At 60.4% G+C, this 16470-nt stretch carries 12 protein-coding genes, 1 tRNA gene and 1 pseudogene; 9 read left to right on the top strand and 5 right to left on the bottom strand.

Features of this window, described 5'->3' with window-relative positions; all coding sequences use genetic code 11:
* Positions 1-35: 35 nt before the first annotated feature.
* Positions 36-2780 carry a GNAT family N-acetyltransferase gene (locus LJ360_RS08550; RefSeq protein WP_091854457.1) on the bottom strand — a complete coding sequence of 915 codons (2745 nt, stop codon included), beginning with the start codon at positions 2778-2780 and terminating at the stop codon, positions 36-38.
* Positions 2781-2970: 190 nt separating this feature from the next.
* On the opposite strand from LJ360_RS08550, the gene LJ360_RS08545 reads away from it, so the two are divergent.
* Positions 2971-3900, top strand: a complete 930-nt coding sequence (locus LJ360_RS08545) for a histone deacetylase family protein (RefSeq protein WP_264995845.1) — start codon at positions 2971-2973, stop codon at positions 3898-3900.
* Between the two features lie 69 nt (positions 3901-3969).
* Here the strand turns inward: LJ360_RS08545 and LJ360_RS08540 are convergent, their stop codons facing one another.
* Positions 3970-4926, bottom strand: a complete 957-nt coding sequence (locus LJ360_RS08540; RefSeq protein ID WP_264995844.1) for a flagellar protein MotY — start codon at positions 4924-4926, stop codon at positions 3970-3972.
* A gap of 132 nt (positions 4927-5058) precedes the next feature.
* On the opposite strand from LJ360_RS08540, the gene pyrC reads away from it, so the two are divergent.
* Complete coding sequence (gene pyrC / locus LJ360_RS08535) at positions 5059-6093, top strand: dihydroorotase (RefSeq protein WP_091854452.1); 1035 nt, start codon at positions 5059-5061, stop codon at positions 6091-6093.
* A 66-nt stretch (positions 6094-6159) separates the two neighbouring features.
* Positions 6160-6792, top strand: coding sequence for a ribonuclease T (gene rnt / locus LJ360_RS08530; RefSeq protein WP_091854450.1), 633 nt, complete (start codon positions 6160-6162; stop codon positions 6790-6792).
* A 15-nt stretch (positions 6793-6807) separates the two neighbouring features.
* Here the strand turns inward: rnt and LJ360_RS08525 are convergent, their stop codons facing one another.
* Positions 6808-8790, bottom strand: coding sequence for an SDR family oxidoreductase (locus tag LJ360_RS08525; protein WP_264995843.1), 1983 nt, complete (start codon positions 8788-8790; stop codon positions 6808-6810).
* A 228-nt stretch (positions 8791-9018) separates the two neighbouring features.
* On the opposite strand from LJ360_RS08525, the gene LJ360_RS08520 reads away from it, so the two are divergent.
* Both LJ360_RS08520 and LJ360_RS08515 read left to right on the top strand, forming a co-directional pair.
* On the top strand, positions 9019-9315 hold the full coding sequence (locus LJ360_RS08520; RefSeq protein ID WP_264995842.1) for a hypothetical protein: 297 nt from the start codon (positions 9019-9021) through the stop codon (positions 9313-9315).
* 47 nt (positions 9316-9362) lie between these two features.
* Complete coding sequence (locus tag LJ360_RS08515) at positions 9363-12209, top strand: insulinase family protein (protein ID WP_091854447.1); 2847 nt, start codon at positions 9363-9365, stop codon at positions 12207-12209.
* Here LJ360_RS08515 and LJ360_RS08510 read toward each other — a convergent pair.
* A complete protein-coding gene (locus LJ360_RS08510; RefSeq protein ID WP_091854446.1) occupies positions 12188-12829 on the bottom strand; it encodes a TIGR04282 family arsenosugar biosynthesis glycosyltransferase in 642 nt (213 codons plus the stop codon). The genes LJ360_RS08515 and LJ360_RS08510 overlap by 22 nt on opposite strands.
* Positions 12826-13557 (bottom strand): TIGR04283 family arsenosugar biosynthesis glycosyltransferase, encoded by a 732-nt coding sequence (locus LJ360_RS08505; protein WP_264995841.1) that lies wholly within the window; start codon positions 13555-13557, stop codon positions 12826-12828. The genes LJ360_RS08510 and LJ360_RS08505 overlap by 4 nt, the downstream gene beginning before the upstream one ends.
* 102 nt (positions 13558-13659) lie before the next feature.
* On the opposite strand from LJ360_RS08505, the gene LJ360_RS08500 reads away from it, so the two are divergent.
* From LJ360_RS08500 to LJ360_RS19880, 4 genes and pseudogenes are all read left to right on the top strand, one after another.
* Positions 13660-13736 (top strand) — tRNA-Arg (locus LJ360_RS08500).
* A gap of 1051 nt (positions 13737-14787) precedes the next feature.
* A complete protein-coding gene (locus tag LJ360_RS08495) occupies positions 14788-15063 on the top strand; it encodes a hypothetical protein (RefSeq protein WP_091854434.1) in 276 nt (91 codons plus the stop codon).
* Positions 15064-15131: 68 nt separating this feature from the next.
* Complete coding sequence (locus tag LJ360_RS08490) at positions 15132-15635, top strand: DUF411 domain-containing protein (protein WP_091854436.1); 504 nt, start codon at positions 15132-15134, stop codon at positions 15633-15635.
* Positions 15636-15637: 2 nt separating this feature from the next.
* Positions 15638-16359, top strand: a pseudogene (locus LJ360_RS19880) (cytochrome c biogenesis CcdA family protein).
* The last annotated feature ends 111 nt before the right edge of the window (positions 16360-16470 follow it).

Here is a 16470-nt window from a genome sequence, read left to right as displayed (position 1 = left end):
CACCCAAGAACGATTGCACCTCAAGACAATGGGCTTTAATGATGTGCCTTCGCCAGGCGCTCCCGCTGCCAGTCCTTCTCCGGCTCGTTGAGCACCAACCGCAGGTCCATCACCTCCTCTTCCCGGTTGTAATGGATATCGAAACCCAGGTGCTCCGCCAGCTGCAACATCGGGCGATTCTCCGGTAGTACGTTGCCGACCATCTCCATGGTGCCCCGGGCACGGCAGTAGTCGATCATCTTCTGCATCAGGGCCACGCCCAGTCCTTCGCCCTTCATCTTGTCGTGGACCATGACCGCGAACTCGCAGCGCAGGTTGTCGGCATCAGTCCAGACCCGGACGGTGCCCAGGGTTTCCTCGCCTTCGCCATCCTCACGGGGCGCATTGGCAATGAAGACCATCTCCCGGTCATAGTCGATCTGCACCATCTGGGCCACGTCTTCCCGTGAGAAGTGCTTACGGAACTGGAAGAACCGGTAGCGGATGGATTCCGGTGACTGGTGCTCGTGGAAGGCCCGGTGGGCAGGCTCGTCTTCGGCCAGCACCGGGCGGATGATGACCCGGCGACCCGACTTGGGCAGTACGATCCACTCTTCCAGTTCCCTGGGGTACGGCTGGATGATGGGCTTGCCGGGGTCGTCGGCCAGGTCAATGGCCACATCCACCGCCAGGATTTGCTCGTTGTCGAACATCAATGGCGAGATTTCCAGGCCGCGGATCTCCGGCTGGTCGATAACGATCTGCGACAGGGTGATCAGAACCTCGCAAATCGCCCGGATGTCCCGTTCCGGCTGGGTGCTGAACTCCCTGAGCAACCGGTACATATAGGTGCGTCGCAGCAGCTCACGCGCCAGCACCATGTTCAGCGGCGGCAAGGCCGTCTGACGGTCGGTCATGACATTAATCTGTGCACCGGCGGCTCCGCAGACTACCAGGGGGCCGAACAGCGGGTCGCGGGTGATGCCGACGCTGAAGGCGATGCCGTCAATATGTTTGTAGGAGCGCTGTACAGCAAAGCCCAGGAAACCGCTTTCCGGAAAGTGCTGCTGGTACTCTTCCATCAGCTGACGGCAAGCGTCGATGAGATCGTTTTCGTTGGTCAGTCCGTGCACAGTGGAGCGGTAGCGCCCCTGCCCTGACTGGTACTCCATGAATGGGTGACAGGCGCGCTGGTGCATCAGGGTGACGTCCACCGGGCGACGCTCCACAGCGAAGGCTTCAAGGACTTCTTCCACATCATCGCAATACACAGTGGGCACCGTGTTGATGTGGTAATCACTGAGGATTTGTCGTGCCTCGTTGTTGGTGAGGTGGTTGCGACCAGAGCGCTTCACATTGACGATGATACGGCGGGTATGGGAGTGGTCGGCGAAATGATCCGTAAAGCTTTCCGGGGTTTCCCCCAGCAGCCGCTGTACCCGCTGGTGGTTAACGTGTTGCATGAACGCCATCACCGCCTTCTCCGGCGAGAAGAATGAAGGCACGCCCGCCCGATAGAACTCATCCCTCGCATCCATCACCGTACTCTGCCCCAGCCAGCAGGTGAAAACGTTCAGCCGGGTTCCCTTGATGGCCTGTACCACGGCGTCAGCTATCTGAAGGCTATCTTCCGTCAGGCTCGGCGAGTACATGATCAGTACGTTGGAGACCTCCGGGTCTTTCGCCAGGATGCGAATGGCCCTGGCGTAAAGTTCAGGGGAAGCATCGTAGTTCAGGTCGATGGGGTTCTTGCGGGTCCAGTAAGGCGGCAGGATCTCCGCCAGGGCGTCTACGGATTGCGGCGACAGGGTGGCAAGTTCGCCCCCCAGGGCCGCCAGGCGGTCCACGGCCAGCACCCCGGGACCCACACCGTTGGCCATGATGGCCAGGGATTCCCGTTTCAGCGGACGCATCCGGGACAGGGTTTCGAGGGCATCAAACATCTGCCCCAGCCCATCCACCCGTAACACACCCGCGCGCTGCAGCATGGCGTCGTATATGGGGTCACTACGGTTGAGGCCTGCCGGCAGCTCATGGCGAAACCATTCGGACTCCGGTACCCGGCCGCTCTTGACAGCAATGACCGGCTTGGTGCGCGCGGCCACCCGCACCGCAGACATGAACCGGCGGGGATTGGGGATATTCTCGATATGCAGCAGGATGGCGCGGGTCTGGGAGTCCTGGGCCAGGTAATCAATGAGGTCATCATGGTCGATGTCCATGGAGTCCCCGAGAGTCAGGAAGTAGGAAAACCCCACCCCCCTGGCAAATGCCCAGTCGATCACACCACTGGCCACGCTGCCGGATTGCCCCACGAAGGCCACCTTTCCCGGTAGTGCCCCCATATGGGCATAGGTTGCATTAAGGCTTCGTGCCGGAACCATCACCCCGATGGTATTGGGCCCCAGCACCCGTATACCGGTCTCCCGGGCCGCTTCGCCCACAGAGTACATCAATGGCTGTCCCGTCTTGGAGTGGGCACGGGACATACCACCCGTCATTACCATGGCGGTGCGAACCCCGGCCTTGCCCAAACGCCTTATCACCTTGGGCACTGTGTCCGGCGGCGTACAGACGATGGCAAGCTCGGGGCTGAACTCCATTTGGGACACCCGCGCCACGCAAGGTACCCCATGCACCGATTCGTAGCTGCTCTGGTTAATGACCAGCATCCGACCGGGATAGCTTCCGCCCAACAGGTTACGCAGTACCATGCCCCCAAGGTTGTCGGCGCGTTCGGACGCACCAACGACCACAATGGATGAGGGATTGAACAGGCTTTCCAGGTATCGGGTGCCCAAAATGCAGTCTCCTTTTACAGACATTAACGCTATGGGATAGCCTCTATCTTAGGCGCTGCGTTCTTGATGTAAAACGAAAACCGCGCCGGCCTTGGCTACGACCAAAGAAACGCAGCGAAGCCGCAAGATCCCTGTTACCATGAGATTATTCATTTACGCCCTGGGGGCTTGTCAGGAACGTATCAATAACATGACAACAGCGTTTTTCTCCCACGACGACTGCGCCAGGCACAATATGGGCGCCGAGCATCCGGAATCACCGGAACGTCTGAGCCGGATCATCAGTTATATCGAAGATACCGGCCTGGACCAGGAGCTGGACTGGGTTCGACCGGACGAGGCCACGCGTGACCAGCTGCTGATGGTGCACCCGGAGAAGTACCTGCATCAGCTGGATCTGATGCAACCCACCAAGGGCCGGGTGTTTACCGACCCGGACACAGCCCTGATGCCGGATACCCTCCGTGCTGCCAGGCTTGCTGCCGGGGCCAATATCGAAGCGGTGGATATGGTGCTCAGCAGCCAGGTGACCAATGCCTTCGTCTGTGCCCGGCCACCGGGACACCACGCCGAGCGCGCCAAGTCCATGGGTTTCTGCTTCTACAACAACATAGCCCTGGCCGCCATGCGGGCATTGACCTTCCACCATCTGGAGAGGGTTGCCATCGTCGACTTCGATGTGCATCAGGGTAATGGCACGGTGGATATCGTGCAGGGTGACGAGCGCATCCTGATGTGCTCCAGCTTCCAGCATCCCTTTTACCCCCACTCCCACGTCTACCGGCTGCCGGAAAACATCGTCAACGTGCCGGTGCCCGGAGGATGTCAGGGACCGGAATATCGCAAGCTGGTGGAAGCGGGCTGGCTGAAACGGCTGGAAGAGTTCAAGCCGCAGCTGATACTGATCTCGGCAGGGTTTGATGGCCACCGGCTGGACCCGATGGCAGAGATGAACCTGGAAACCGACGACTACCTGTGGCTGACACAGATGCTGACCGGAGTTGCCGCTGAATACGCCAACGACCGGATCGTATCAACGCTTGAAGGCGGCTATCACCTCCGGGCCCTGGCAGAGAGCGTTGGCGTACACGTGGGTGAGCTGGTTCGGGCAGGGCGTTAACGCACGCCTGTATCCGTTCAGGGAAGGCTGCGGAGGCTCTCCTGGCAAGCGCGGTCCTGACCCGCTGGATCAGCCGTTGTAGGCGCCTGCGCCCCGATCTGCGCGGCGAATCTCCTGGCCCTGGCCTTCCCGCTCCAGGCGAATCGTTGTCCGACGATTGTCCGCCGGGTTATTCGATACCGGGAACTGATCTGCATGGGACCGCACGATGATCATCGACTCCGGCACACCAGCCTGAACCAGGTAGTCCGCCACTACCCGCGCCCGTTCCTCTGACAGGGCACGATTCTGGATACGACTGCCGATGCTGTCCGAATGACCGTCCACAAGCAGCCGCTCGACTGTCTGGTCCGCTTCGACGTAGGCGGCAATGTTATCCAGTAGTTTCCGGTCATTATCTGACAACCCGGTACTACCGGATGCAAAAGGCACCCTGGAACGCTGGATCTGGTCAAAGTTGACCGGCAAAAGACCGCTCACGCAGCGACGGTAGTTCTCGAACGGGGTCCGGAAGTTGATGTTGGACAGCCGGACCCTGACGGGGTCCCCGTCATAGCGGGCCTGCCGGGTAACCGTCGGCGCCATCCCCGAAAGCAGCCCGTCCACCATGGCCATGGCCTCCCGATGGCCAACCTCCACCGTTTTGCGATCGTCGCTTACGTTGATATAGCCCAACCGCCTTGTGCCCTCCCCGGGGCGCCAGGCCGGCGCCTCGACCACCAACAGCCCCCGACCGGGGCGCATCAGTGGCAGGTCAGATTCCAGGTAGAATGAAAGCTGCTCGCCCGCCCGGTGACTGAAGACCGCACGTCCGTAACCGGGCACTTCGTGGCTCAGGGTGCAATCAAACACCGATTCCGACAGATACCAGTCACTGTTCTCGATTCCCGCGCCAAAGCTGCGGGCTTCAGCCAGACTGGTCCATACCAGAGCACTACCAACGAACAGTGCCAGTAGTGACCTGCGGAAACGTCTGCCTGCCGGTAAAGAGGCTGAGGATTGTCCTGCCCGCTGCTGTATTGCCATAACGGTTTCCGGATGTCCGATTGAAAGGTACCTGAAAAGGGTATCGGCTGATCGGCCGGATTCTTTAGCCCTCTCCTTCTGGTATACTCGCGGCGTTTTTTCGCGCCAGGATCAACCGGAGCCAACGCCACCATGACTGATCAGATCACCCTTACCCGCCCTGACGACTGGCATCTCCATGTGCGGGATGGCGATGTGCTGGCGGATGTCGTGCCAGCGACTGCCCGGCGCTTTGGGCGAGCCATTATCATGCCTAACCTGGTGCCACCGGTAACCACCGCCGGGCAGGCAGAAGCATACCGGCAGCGCATCCTGGAGGCCCTGGGTGACCACACCGGCTTCGAGCCGTTGATGACCCTGTATCTCACCGGTTCCACCACCCCCGACGATATCCGGGAGGCGAACGCGGCCGGTATCCCCGCCGCCAAGCTCTACCCGGCTGGCGCGACCACCAATTCGGCCTCTGGCGTCCGTGATATCCGGGAAATCGACGAGGTACTGGCCACCATGGCCGAGTGCGGCATGCTGCTGTTGGTTCACGGTGAAGTCACCCACGATGACGTGGATATCTTTGACCGGGAGCAGCAGTTCATCGACCAGGTGCTGGCCCCGGTCATGGAACGGCATCGGACACTGAGGGTAGTCATGGAACACATAACCACCCGGGATGCCGCCAGCTTCGTAAGGGAACACGGCGAAGATCGCCTGGCCGCGACCATTACCCCCCAGCACCTGATGTACAACCGCAACCACCTGCTGGTCGGTGGTATACGGCCACACCTTTACTGCCTGCCGGTACTGAAGCGAAACGTTCACCAGCAGGCCCTGCAGGATGCCGTGGTCAGTGGTGACCGCCGTTTCTTCCTGGGTACCGATTCGGCCCCCCACGCCCAGGACCGCAAGGAAACCGCTTGCGGTTGCGCCGGCTGCTATTCTGCCTTCGCAGCGATTGAACTATATGCCGAGGTCTTCGAAGACCTCGGCATCCTCGACAAGCTGGAAGCGTTTGCCAGTTTCAACGGCGCCGATTTCTATGGCCTGCCCCGCAACACGGATACCATCACACTCACCCGGGAGCCCTGGACGGTGCCGGATTCACTGCCCCTGGCAGGTGGCCGGATTGTGCCTTTAAAGGCCGGTGAAACCCTGCGCTGGCGCCTCGCCTGAGAGCGCCCCTGAACCCTTTTCCGATCCGGAGACCTTGTGACTGACGAAACCAGGACACCCCACCCCATGGCCCGCCGCTTTCGGGGCTTTCTGCCGGTTGTGGTGGATGTGGAGACCGGGGGTTTCAACCCGCGTACCGATGCACTGCTGGAAGTGGCCGCCGTATTGATCACCATGGATGAAGAAGGGTGGCTGCACCGGGGCGAGACTATCTCCCGCCATGTGCATCCGTTCGAGGGGGCGAACCTTGAGCAATCCGCCCTGGATTTCACCGGCATTGATCCATGGGCGACGGACCGTGGGGCCATCAACGAGAAGGATGCCCTGCGGGATGTGTTCCTCCCGATCCGCAAGGCGGTCAAGGCATTTGACTGCAAGCGAGCGGTGCTGGTGGGCCACAACGCCACGTTTGACCATAACTTTGTGTTCGCGGCAGCGGAGCGGGCGGACATCAAACGCAACCCGTTCCACCCCTTCTCAACCTTTGACACGGCTACCCTGGCGGGCCTGGCCTATGGCCACACCGTGCTGGCCGAAGCCTGTAAAAGGGCCGGACTGGAGTTCAGTAACCGTGAGGCCCACTCCGCAGCCTATGACGCCGAGAAAACCGCGGACCTGTTCTGTGGCATTGTCAATCGCTGGAAAACCCTGGGCGGATTCCCGCTGCCACAGGCAACCAGCGAAGGCTCAGGAACCTGACCACCGGAGGCTCCCCTACCAGTGAATTCCCCGCATCAGGGCGGCAAAGGCCACCTGCTCCGAGGTGACCTTTGCCTGCTCGCCCTTTCGACCGGTTGCAGAGGGCGAGTCCGGGAACATCCGGTAACCGGTATTCATCACGATCTCCCCGAGCTTCGGGGCTACTGCATGGGTTACCTGGGCGAAAACGCCTAACCGGGTGGCAATTCGCTTGGGGCGGTGGATAATCGCTTCGGCAACCATGTCCGCTGCTTCATCCGGTGTCAGGGTGGGGACGGAGTCATAGATCTTGGTGGGCGCTATCATCGGCGTTTTCACCAGCGGCATATTGATGGTGGTGAACGTCACGTTGCGGTCGGACCATTCTGCGGCGGCGCACCGGCTGAACGCATCCAGGGCAGACTTTGAGGCCACGTAGGCGGAGAACCGGGGGGCGTTGGTCAGTACGCCAATGGATGAGATGTTCACCACATGGCCCCGCTTGCGTTTCAGCATTTCCGGGGCGAAGCCCATGATGAGCCGCACAGCGCCAAAGTAATTGAGCTGCATGGTGCGCTCAAAGTCGTGAAAGCGATCGAAGGAGTGGGACAGCGAACGGCGAATGGAGCGCCCCGCGTTGTTCACCAACACATCCACCCCACCATGATTGGTCAGAACGTCGGTTACAAACCGGTCGCAGGCTTCCATATCGGCGAAGTCGCACTGGTAGGCATGGACCTCCGCTCCCCGCTCGCGCAGGGCCTCGGTCACCTCCTTGAGCCGTTCCGGTTTGCGGGCGCCAATCACCAGGATGGCCCCCGCATCGGCCAGTTTTTCCGCCGTAGACAGGCCAATACCCGACGTGGCCCCGGTCACCACACACACCTTGCCCTCGACAGCACCCCGCAGGCTGCGATCACGGAAGAGGTCCGGGTCAAGGTGCCGCTCCCAGTAGTCCCAGATCACCGGGGCATAGTCCGTTAACCGGGGCACCTCGATACCGCTACCCTTGAGCGCCCGCTCCGCCTCCCGGTTGTCGAACCGGGTCGGGTAATTGATAAACGAGAGTACCGAGTCGGGAATGCCCAGGTCATCCAGGACAGCCGAGGTCAGGCGCTTCACCGGAGGCAGTCCTTTCAGTGACTGTCGAATAAACGGCGGCACAAACCCGAACATGCGAGAGTCCACCCGCATGGCCATACGGGGTGCGTGCCCGGCCTCACAAAAGATATTGAGGATTTCTCCCACCTTGTACGGATCGGGATCCACCAGGTGGAAACACTGACCGTCTTCCCCTTCCTTGTGGGCCAGGAAATCCAGGGCGTCTACCACGTAATCCACCGGCACGATATTGAGCCGGCCGCCCTCCACACCAATGGTGGGAACCCACTGGGGCAGCGCGTGGCGGACTTTCTGGATCAGCTTGAAGAAATAATAGGGGCCATCCACCTTGTCCATTTCGCCGGTGCAGGAGTGGCCTATCACCATGCCGGGGCGATAGATGCGAAACGGAACCTGGCACTCGTTACGCACCACCGCCTCAGAGTCATGCTTGCTTTTCAGGTAGGGATGGTCGAGGTTGGTGGCGTCATCAAACATGTCCTCCCGGAAGGTGCCTTTGAACAGGCCGGCGGCGGCAATGGATGAAACGTGGTGGAAGCAACCGACCTTGAGAGCTTCCGCAGCCTCCAGTGCGTGGCGGGTGCCATCCACGTTGGCCAGCTGCTGGGCGTCGGCGTCCGATGCCATGTCATATACAGCGGCCAGGTGGAAGAAGTGGTCTACCTTACCCGCGAGGGCCTTGCGGGCCCTGGCATCAAGGCCCAGGCCAGGCTTGTTCAGGTCGCCGACTACGGCAGTTACACGGTCAGCCCCCTCACCCCACCGCTCACGCAGGTTGTCAAACTTGTCCAGGGATTCTTCCCGCACCAGCACATGGACCTTGCCGCCCCGGGCGAGCAGCTTTTCCACCAGAAAACGGCCAATAAAACCGGTACCACCCGTCAGAAAATAGTTCATGATGATCCTGCCCTGCGTTCACGCTGTTGTAATGTTTGTCTTCCTGACCCTTACTCTATGCCAACATGGAGCACGGCGAAACGCGAATACAACAAACATTTGACCTGTCTCAGTGTTGCCGCGAAATGCATCCTGCGGAACCAGGTGCGATAATCCCGGTCTTAATCATCCCGGGGATCTGCACAAGCAATAACACCCCCGACAGTCATCCAGCCAGGAGAACCATTAATGTCCAGTCAGGACAATGCTGATCGTTACATTTCCATTGCCCGCGCCTGTCTCAAGGCCATCAATGACACCGCTACCGACAGCGGCAGTCGGGAAGAGAAGATCCAGGCCGTCTACCAGGCCATCGATTATGCCTTCCAGGCCGAGTTCGCCGAACAGCGCCAGGCCGTTGCAGTGATGGCCTCGGTACTGGAGCGCATTGCCTCCGGCAAACTCAGTGCTGATGAGTCCGCCACCCTCGCCAGAATCACTCTGGACCAGCATCCTGCCGCAACCGACCAGGGCCAGGTGCACTGATCAGTCATCACCGCTACTCCCGTTTAAACCGGTAAAGGAATCACTGCATGGGTAATCATTCTGTTGCACGCCTGATGTTCACCTGGATGGCCGCACTGCTGGCACTGCTGGCGATCTCAACGGCGCAGGCAGCCAGCCCAGAGCGGGTGGAGCCCATCAAAAGCCCGGCGGACAGCAATGAATACCGGTACCTGAGCCTGGAGAACGGCCTGGAGGTACTGCTGATCTCCGACCCGGATGCAGACAAGGCCGCGGCTTCCCTGAACGTTGCCGTGGGCAGCGGCAACGACCCGGCCGGCCGTGAAGGGCTGGCACACTTCCTTGAGCACATGCTGTTCCTGGGCACCGAAAAATACCCTGATCCGGGTGAGTACCAGCAGTTCATCCGTAGCCACGGCGGGACCCATAACGCCTTTACCGCGTTCCAGGACACCAACTATTTCTTTGATATCCAGGCCCCCCACCTGGAACCCGCGCTGGACCGCTTCGCCCAGCAGTTTGCCGCCCCCCTGTTCACCGCCGACCTGGTGGACCGTGAGCGTAACGCCGTGCATTCGGAATACAGTGCCTCACTCAAAGAAGATGGCCGCCGGTATTTTTCAGTCCGCAAGGCCATCAGCAACCCGGACCATGCCTTCAGTCAGTTTTCCGTGGGCAACCTGATCACCCTGGACAACACCGACGAACGCCCGCTGAGGGCTGACCTTATTGAGTTCTGGGAAAACGAATACTCTGCCAACCTGATGACCTTGGCGGTATACGGCCCCCAGCCCCTGGATGAACTCGAGAGCATGGTGCGCCCCCGGTTCAGCGCGATTGAAAACCGGAACCTCGAGGTAAAAGAACATCAGGAGCCGTTATTCGACAACGACGCCCTTCCTGCCCGCCTGCAGGTTCAGACCATCAAGGATATCAAACAGCTGAAGCTGGTATTTCCCATTCCCTCACAGCAGGAACATTATCGCACCAAGCCCATGCACTATGTCGCCAGCCTGCTTGGCCACGAGGGGCCGGGCAGCCTGTTCGATGTGCTGAAACGCAAGGGTTGGGTGGAAAGCCTGTCTGCCGGCAGCGGCACCGACACGGGCCACCATTCCAGCCTGGAGCTGGGCATGGCCCTGACCGATGAGGGTCTCAACCATCAGGACGAGATCATCGCGCTGGCGTTTGACTATATCGGACTGGTCCGGGAACAGGGCATAGACCGGTTCCGCTTCGAAGAAGACCGGCAACTTTCGGAGATCGACTTCCGTTACCAGCAACGCCCGCAGCCCCTGCACCTTGCCATGCGCCTGTCCATGGAAATGCAGGAGGTAGCCCCTGAAGACGTGCTCCGGGCCCGCTGGATGATGACGGAGTACACGCCGGATCAGTACCTTGACCTCTTGAACGAGCTGACCCCGGACAACCTGCTCATTACCCTGCGCACCAACGAAGCCCTGCCGGAGGATGCCGACAGGAGCCCCTGGTACGACACGCCTTTCGTGCTGGAAAAGAACATTGAAGTGCCGAGCCCCGGCCAACAGCTAACAGCCCTCGCCGAACAGTTGGCGCTTCCCCGGAAAAACCCGTTTATTCCGGAGGACCTCAGTCTGCTGGAGGGGCCGTCAATGGCACACCCGGAGAAGCTGGCTACCCTGGACAACCTTGAGGTCTGGCACGCAAAAGACACCCGCTTTGGTCGGCCGGAGGCGAACATCTACCTTAGCCTGCGCTCGCCGCTGACCACAGAGTCTCCCCGGGGCCAGGTGCTGACCCACCTGCTGGCAGATGCGGTGTCGGTGGAGCTCAACCCCTGGGCCTATCCGGCGCAGATGGCCGGCCTGGATTACCGAATCTACCCGCACCTCCGCGGCCTGACTGTCCGTACCGGAGGCTACCACGACCGCTTGCCGGTGCTGATGAACCGTGTGATGGCGACCCTGGCCGATCCGGCCATCAGCGAGCAACGCTTCCGCATTGCCCGCCAGCAACTCGTCGACAGTCTGCGCAACCAACTGCAGGACAAACCCGTGTCGCAGGCCGCCTCACTGGCGCAGGATGCGCTGATCCAGGGGACCTGGACCACCGAGGAGAAGCTGGACGCAGCAGAGGCGTTGTCGGTGGTTGATCTGCGAGCATTTGCCGAGGCGTTCACCAGAGACGTCGACGCGGTCATGCTGGTTCACGGTAATGCCACCCGGGCCTTTGCCCTGAACACTGCCCAGCAGGCGAAGGCCACGCTGCTGCAGGAGTCACAGGCGGCGACGGTCAGCCGTAGCCAGGTCCGGGACCTGCCCGATGGCCAGACCGCCATCCGGTTACAGGTTCCACACCCGGATACCGGCTACCTGCGTTACAGCCAGGGTAGTGATACGAGCTTTGCCGAACGCGCCCGCTTCCGCCTGCTGACCCAGGTGGTCAGCGGCGCTTTCTACGAGGAGCTGCGCACCACCCGCCAACTGGGCTATGTGGTGTATGCGACCCCGTTTGAGATGCTGGAAACCCCGGCCATCGGCCTTGTCGTGCAATCGCCCGAGGCCAGTGCGGAACAAATTGACCAGGCCGTATCCGAGTTCGCCACTAGCTTCCGTAAGCGTCTGGCCGACATGGACGAAAAGGCCCTGGAACGGGAGCGACAAGCGGTCATCAGCAAACTGATGGAACAGGAGCGCACCCTGTCGTCTGTGTCCGAGCGCTACTGGCGGGAAATCGACCGCCAGGCCACCGACTTCGACAGCCGGGAACAGCTTGCTGCCGCTGTGGCCGAGGTTAGCAGGGAAGCGTTACTGGCGACTTTCGACCGAGCGCTGATCGACCGTGATGCCAGCTTGCTGGTGACAACCGGTGCAGCACTGGAAACCTCGGCAGCTACCCTGGACAAGCTGCGGAATCAGCCGCCGGTGGAGGGCTGACCGATCATCGCGATGAACCGGTCCCAGTCGGCTGGTTCATCCACATCCCAGCGAGGCGCCAATATCGCCACTGACAGGCCGACCCCCTGCACCGCCGCAATGCTCTGCTCCAGGGCTTTCCCGGTTCCCCACGCTACCCCGGCCAACATGTCCGGCCGGGTGTTGCGGGCGCCGATAAGCACGTAGCCGCCGTCATCCGAAGGCCCAAACACCACATCGACGTCGTCGAGCGCCTGCCTGGCCTCTTCGATATAGGCAGCGTCCACTGACGGGCAATCGCTGCCAATTACCATGGCTATGCCAGCACTTGCGAGCCCGACGCCCAGGGCGTGGGTCATCCGCTCGCCAAGATCCTCCCCCTGCTGAACTGTCGAAGGCACGTGGTACTTCTCCATGACAGCCAGCACAGGGCCAGCCTCCGGCGGCGCCTTTGCAAGGAACTCGTCCCAGGCCAGCACCACCGGATGACCACTGGCCTGGAGCCGATCCATGACCGTCGTTGTCAGATGTATATGGGCCGCAAGGGCGCCCTGACGGCCCAGCGCGGGCTCAAGACGGGTCTTCACCCGCCCTTCCCGCGGCCACTTGGCAAACTGGACCAGCTGAACAGAAGCGTTCATTCCTGCCCGACCTCCGAAGACCGTGCTGTGCTCCGCCTGACTTCGGTGCGATAGGCCAACGCCAGGTCGGCAGGGTCAGCCCCACGCCAGTACCGCCACCGCAGTCGCCACATCAGCCAGATCGTCCGCCAGCTACCATGCTGCTCCCAACGACGGCTGTCGGTAACCACGGATTCGGAGATACAGAAAGGACGAGAGACCCGTCTGAGTCGGCGGCAAAACTCGATATCTTCCATTAACGGCATCTCCCGAAAACCGCCCTGTTTCTCAAATATCCCGCGGCGCACGAATATGCCCTGATCCCCTGTCGCAATACCGGTAAGCCGGGAGCGCAGGTTCATCATGGACGCAATGAGCCGGAACACTGGCCGGTTGCCACTGAGGCGCACATCAAAGCGCCCCCAGGCCCGGTCACTGAGCAGGAAGGCCTTTAAAGCTTTGTCGGCCTCCGTCGGGAGCACCGTATCACCGTGCAAGAACAGCAGTACCTCACCGGTTGCTTCAGCCGCCCCACGGTTCATCTGCACCCCACGGCCCCGCTCTGAAAGCACGAGTCGATCGCAAAGCGACTCCGCGAGAGCGCGGGTATCATCCGTGCTGTCACCATCCACCACGATCACCTCGGCTCCCCGCTCACGCAAGGCAGCAAGGCGCTGAAGCGTCGGCACAATGGCGACAGATTCGTTCAGGACGGGAATAATAATGCTGACAGTAGGCGACCGTGGCACCGTGTGCTCCGACGCAAAAACGTGAATTGAACCGGCGGATCGACCTACCCGCCTTGAGACCTGGGCATCAGCCCGTTATTATACCGGCCTTTCCGGCGAAACGCCCCCGTAGCTCATCTGGATAGAGCGTCCCCCTCCTAAGGGGAAGGTAGCAGGTTCGAGTCCTGCCGGGGGTACCACATTTTCACTGAAAACCCTGCCTTTTCAACGTCTTGAACGATATTCCATAGGCTCACTGTGATACAAAGTGGCAACGCGGTGTGATACACCTGCCGGAGGTTGCCGGTTCCATTGTAGGAGCTGTATGCAGTGATAGTGAAGTTGGGTTGTGCCTTGTCCATCAAAACGCAGTACCTTCAATGCGACCAAGCACAGCATCCGGAAGCGTTGATGCTTTGGTTGGTTTACCCAGGCGATCACGCACCGCGTCAGGTTCGTGCTACCTTCGCAACTGTTCGCGATTCGGTTCAGTCATGGGTATATCCTTCTAGCCAGATTTGTATCAGCAAGAAGTATAGGTGGGTTCCGCCACACAAACGGCTGGTCAACTGGCCGGGTACTTCCCACCTCCCGTAACTGGTGGATCAACCTGGTACGGCCGATTATGGCGAAAAGCATATTGGCGCTTGATTCGTATCAAAGTATTCAGGCCCAGGTGGGTTATGCTTGGCTTGTGACCGGCTGGTAGCGAACCAACCACTGGACGCCAGATCGAAACAGCCTCAACCGGGAAACCATCATGAGGGTTCGGCAACTAATCGCGGCATTTTTGAGCATCCTGCTGGTGGCAGGCGGCCCCGCGGTCGGTGCTGTGCCAGAGCCGAACGGTCATAGCGGCGTGGCAATGACTCAGATCACCGATTGCGGAGATCTGGGTCACGAGACTTCCGGGTCTGCAGGCGAGGCCGCCGGTGCCTGCAACGAACCGCAGCAATCTCACTGTCTTCTCAGCGCCCCTCATTGCTCTTTCACTTTTGTATACGGTGTCGTGGGCGGTTTTCCGGCTACACTGCCCAAGGTTAGCGACCTGTTCGCGCCCTCAGCGGTGCGAACGGCTTACCAGAGCCCCATTCCTGAGGTTCTCACACCTCCCCCAAATCTCCTTTCCTGAACATTACCCAGAGATGGTACCGGGCAGACATTGCCGGGTAATTCAGAACTGTTCAGTTATCCAGAGGCGTGCCTCAACAGCCGCTGGCTTCATGACCGCACGTCCGAGAGGAGATTCCAATGAAAAGTACGAAACTCAGAATCGTTGGCGCTGGCGTGGTATTCGCTGCTGCAATCGGTAGTGTCGCCGTTTATGCCCACCAGTCCGAACACGGTGGCATGGGCATGATGGGTGACCATATGGGCAAGATGGAAGGTATGGAAGGGATGATGACGATGATGTCTTCCATGTCCAGCGAGGAGCATGCCGCGATGCATGAAGCCTGCCTGAAAATGATGGATGGTGGCGAACAAGCCGGCCACTCCGACCACCATGATGGTTCAACCGCCCAGTAAGCCAGACCACCGGCACCTGTTATCCAAGGGTGCCGGTCGTTACCCTCTTTTTTTAGAAGGAAATATCCATGAAAACTCAAGTTACCCTGGGCCTGATGGCCCTTGTTATTGGCACCACCGCGATCGGTTTCAAACTGCAGGCCGCCGAGTCCACCGGTGAGCGGGCCGCCACCGCTCAGGTGGAGCGCGTCATAACCGTTCACAAGAGCGCCAGCTGTTCGTGTTGCACAGGCTGGATCGAGCACCTTGAGGAAAACGGCTTTGAGGTAACGGTGAAGGACACTGACAACATCAACCAGGTCAAGATCGAGCATCAGGTACCCCGGGAGCTGTCTTCCTGCCATACCGCCATTATCGACGGTGCAGTGATAGAGGGCCATGTACCGGCGACTGACATTGTTGCGTATGTGGACTCACAGTCCCGCCCCTTCGGTGAGCGGACCATCGGTATTGCGGTCCCCGGTATGCCCCACGGGGTTCCGGGCATGGAAACCGGGCGGCAGGATGACTATGACGTGATGGCGTTCGCCGCCGGCGGACGCGCGGAAAGTGTCAAGCGTTACGAGTACTGATGATGCCAGACCTGGCAACCTGGGGCATCATGGCCGCCTTTATGGGCGGCCTGGTGTCCTTCTTTTCCCCGTGTACGCTGCCCCTGGTTCCTGGTTACCTGTCTGTGGTAACTGGCGGGGCGGTCAACGACAGCGTCAATCGCCTGAAGGCGTTCTGGCTGAGCCTTTGCTTTGTGTTGGGTTTCAGTCTGGTGTTCGTGGCCCTCGGCGCGAGTGCGAGTCTGGTGGGTCAGTGGCTCATGGGCTACCGGCAGCAGGCCAACCTGGTTGCCGGCGTGCTCATTGTGCTGATGGGACTGTTCATGATGGGCTGGTGGAGTATGCCGGCCCTGCAACGGGACTGGCGCCTTGGGCAGGCCCTGGAAGGGGGCGCCCGACGGCATCCTTCCTGCTGGGTGTGGCGTTTGCCATCGGCTGGACACCCTGCATAGGACCAATCCTGGGGGCCATACTGGCGCTCAGTTCTACTCACGCCAATGCGGAAGCGGGCATGCTGTATCTTGCGGTCTATTCGCTGGGGCTGGCCGTGCCATTCCTGGTCACTGCCCTGTCGATCGAGCATTTCCGTAAGCGCGTGCGCTGGTTGAGCCGCTGGAGCCGTCACCTGCGGGTGCTCGCGGGTGTGGTGCTGGTTATCATGGGCGTGATGGTGATTACCGGTCAGATGACACGCTTTGCGTCCTGGATGTTGTCGGCATTTCCTATGCTCGGAGAGCTAGGCTGAATGGAGATATGATGACTCGCGCGAAGGCTCGGTGCCCTGGCTGGATTCTGGTCCTGATGTTCTGGTCCGTCAGTTTCTTTTGCACTTCTTCTGGGAGATGATCCAGGTACC

Origin of the sequence: Marinobacter sp. AN1, assembly GCF_026013985.1 — a bacterium.
GTDB classification, from domain to species: Bacteria; Pseudomonadota; Gammaproteobacteria; order Pseudomonadales; family Oleiphilaceae; genus Marinobacter; species Marinobacter segnicrescens.
The sequence above is the reverse complement of the archived record's forward strand: the minus strand, read 5'-3'. Positions and strand labels throughout refer to the sequence as shown.

Coding starts and splice junctions, on each gene's coding strand:
- LJ360_RS08525 (WP_264995843.1), bottom strand. CDS start 8,790: ATGAACTATTTTCTGACGGGTGGTACCGGTTTTATTGGCCGTTTTCTG.
- LJ360_RS08540 (WP_264995844.1), bottom strand. CDS start 4,926: ATGGCAATACAGCAGCGGGCAGGACAATCCTCAGCCTCTTTACCGGCA.
- pyrC (WP_091854452.1), top strand. CDS start 5,059: ATGACTGATCAGATCACCCTTACCCGCCCTGACGACTGGCATCTCCAT.
- LJ360_RS08545 (WP_264995845.1), top strand. CDS start 2,971: ATGACAACAGCGTTTTTCTCCCACGACGACTGCGCCAGGCACAATATG.
- LJ360_RS08490 (WP_091854436.1), top strand. CDS start 15,132: ATGAAAACTCAAGTTACCCTGGGCCTGATGGCCCTTGTTATTGGCACC.
- LJ360_RS08510 (WP_091854446.1), bottom strand. CDS start 12,829: ATGAACGCTTCTGTTCAGCTGGTCCAGTTTGCCAAGTGGCCGCGGGAA.
- rnt (WP_091854450.1), top strand. CDS start 6,160: ATGGCCCGCCGCTTTCGGGGCTTTCTGCCGGTTGTGGTGGATGTGGAG.
- LJ360_RS08515 (WP_091854447.1), top strand. CDS start 9,363: ATGGGTAATCATTCTGTTGCACGCCTGATGTTCACCTGGATGGCCGCA.
- LJ360_RS08495 (WP_091854434.1), top strand. CDS start 14,788: ATGAAAAGTACGAAACTCAGAATCGTTGGCGCTGGCGTGGTATTCGCT.
- LJ360_RS08520 (WP_264995842.1), top strand. CDS start 9,019: ATGTCCAGTCAGGACAATGCTGATCGTTACATTTCCATTGCCCGCGCC.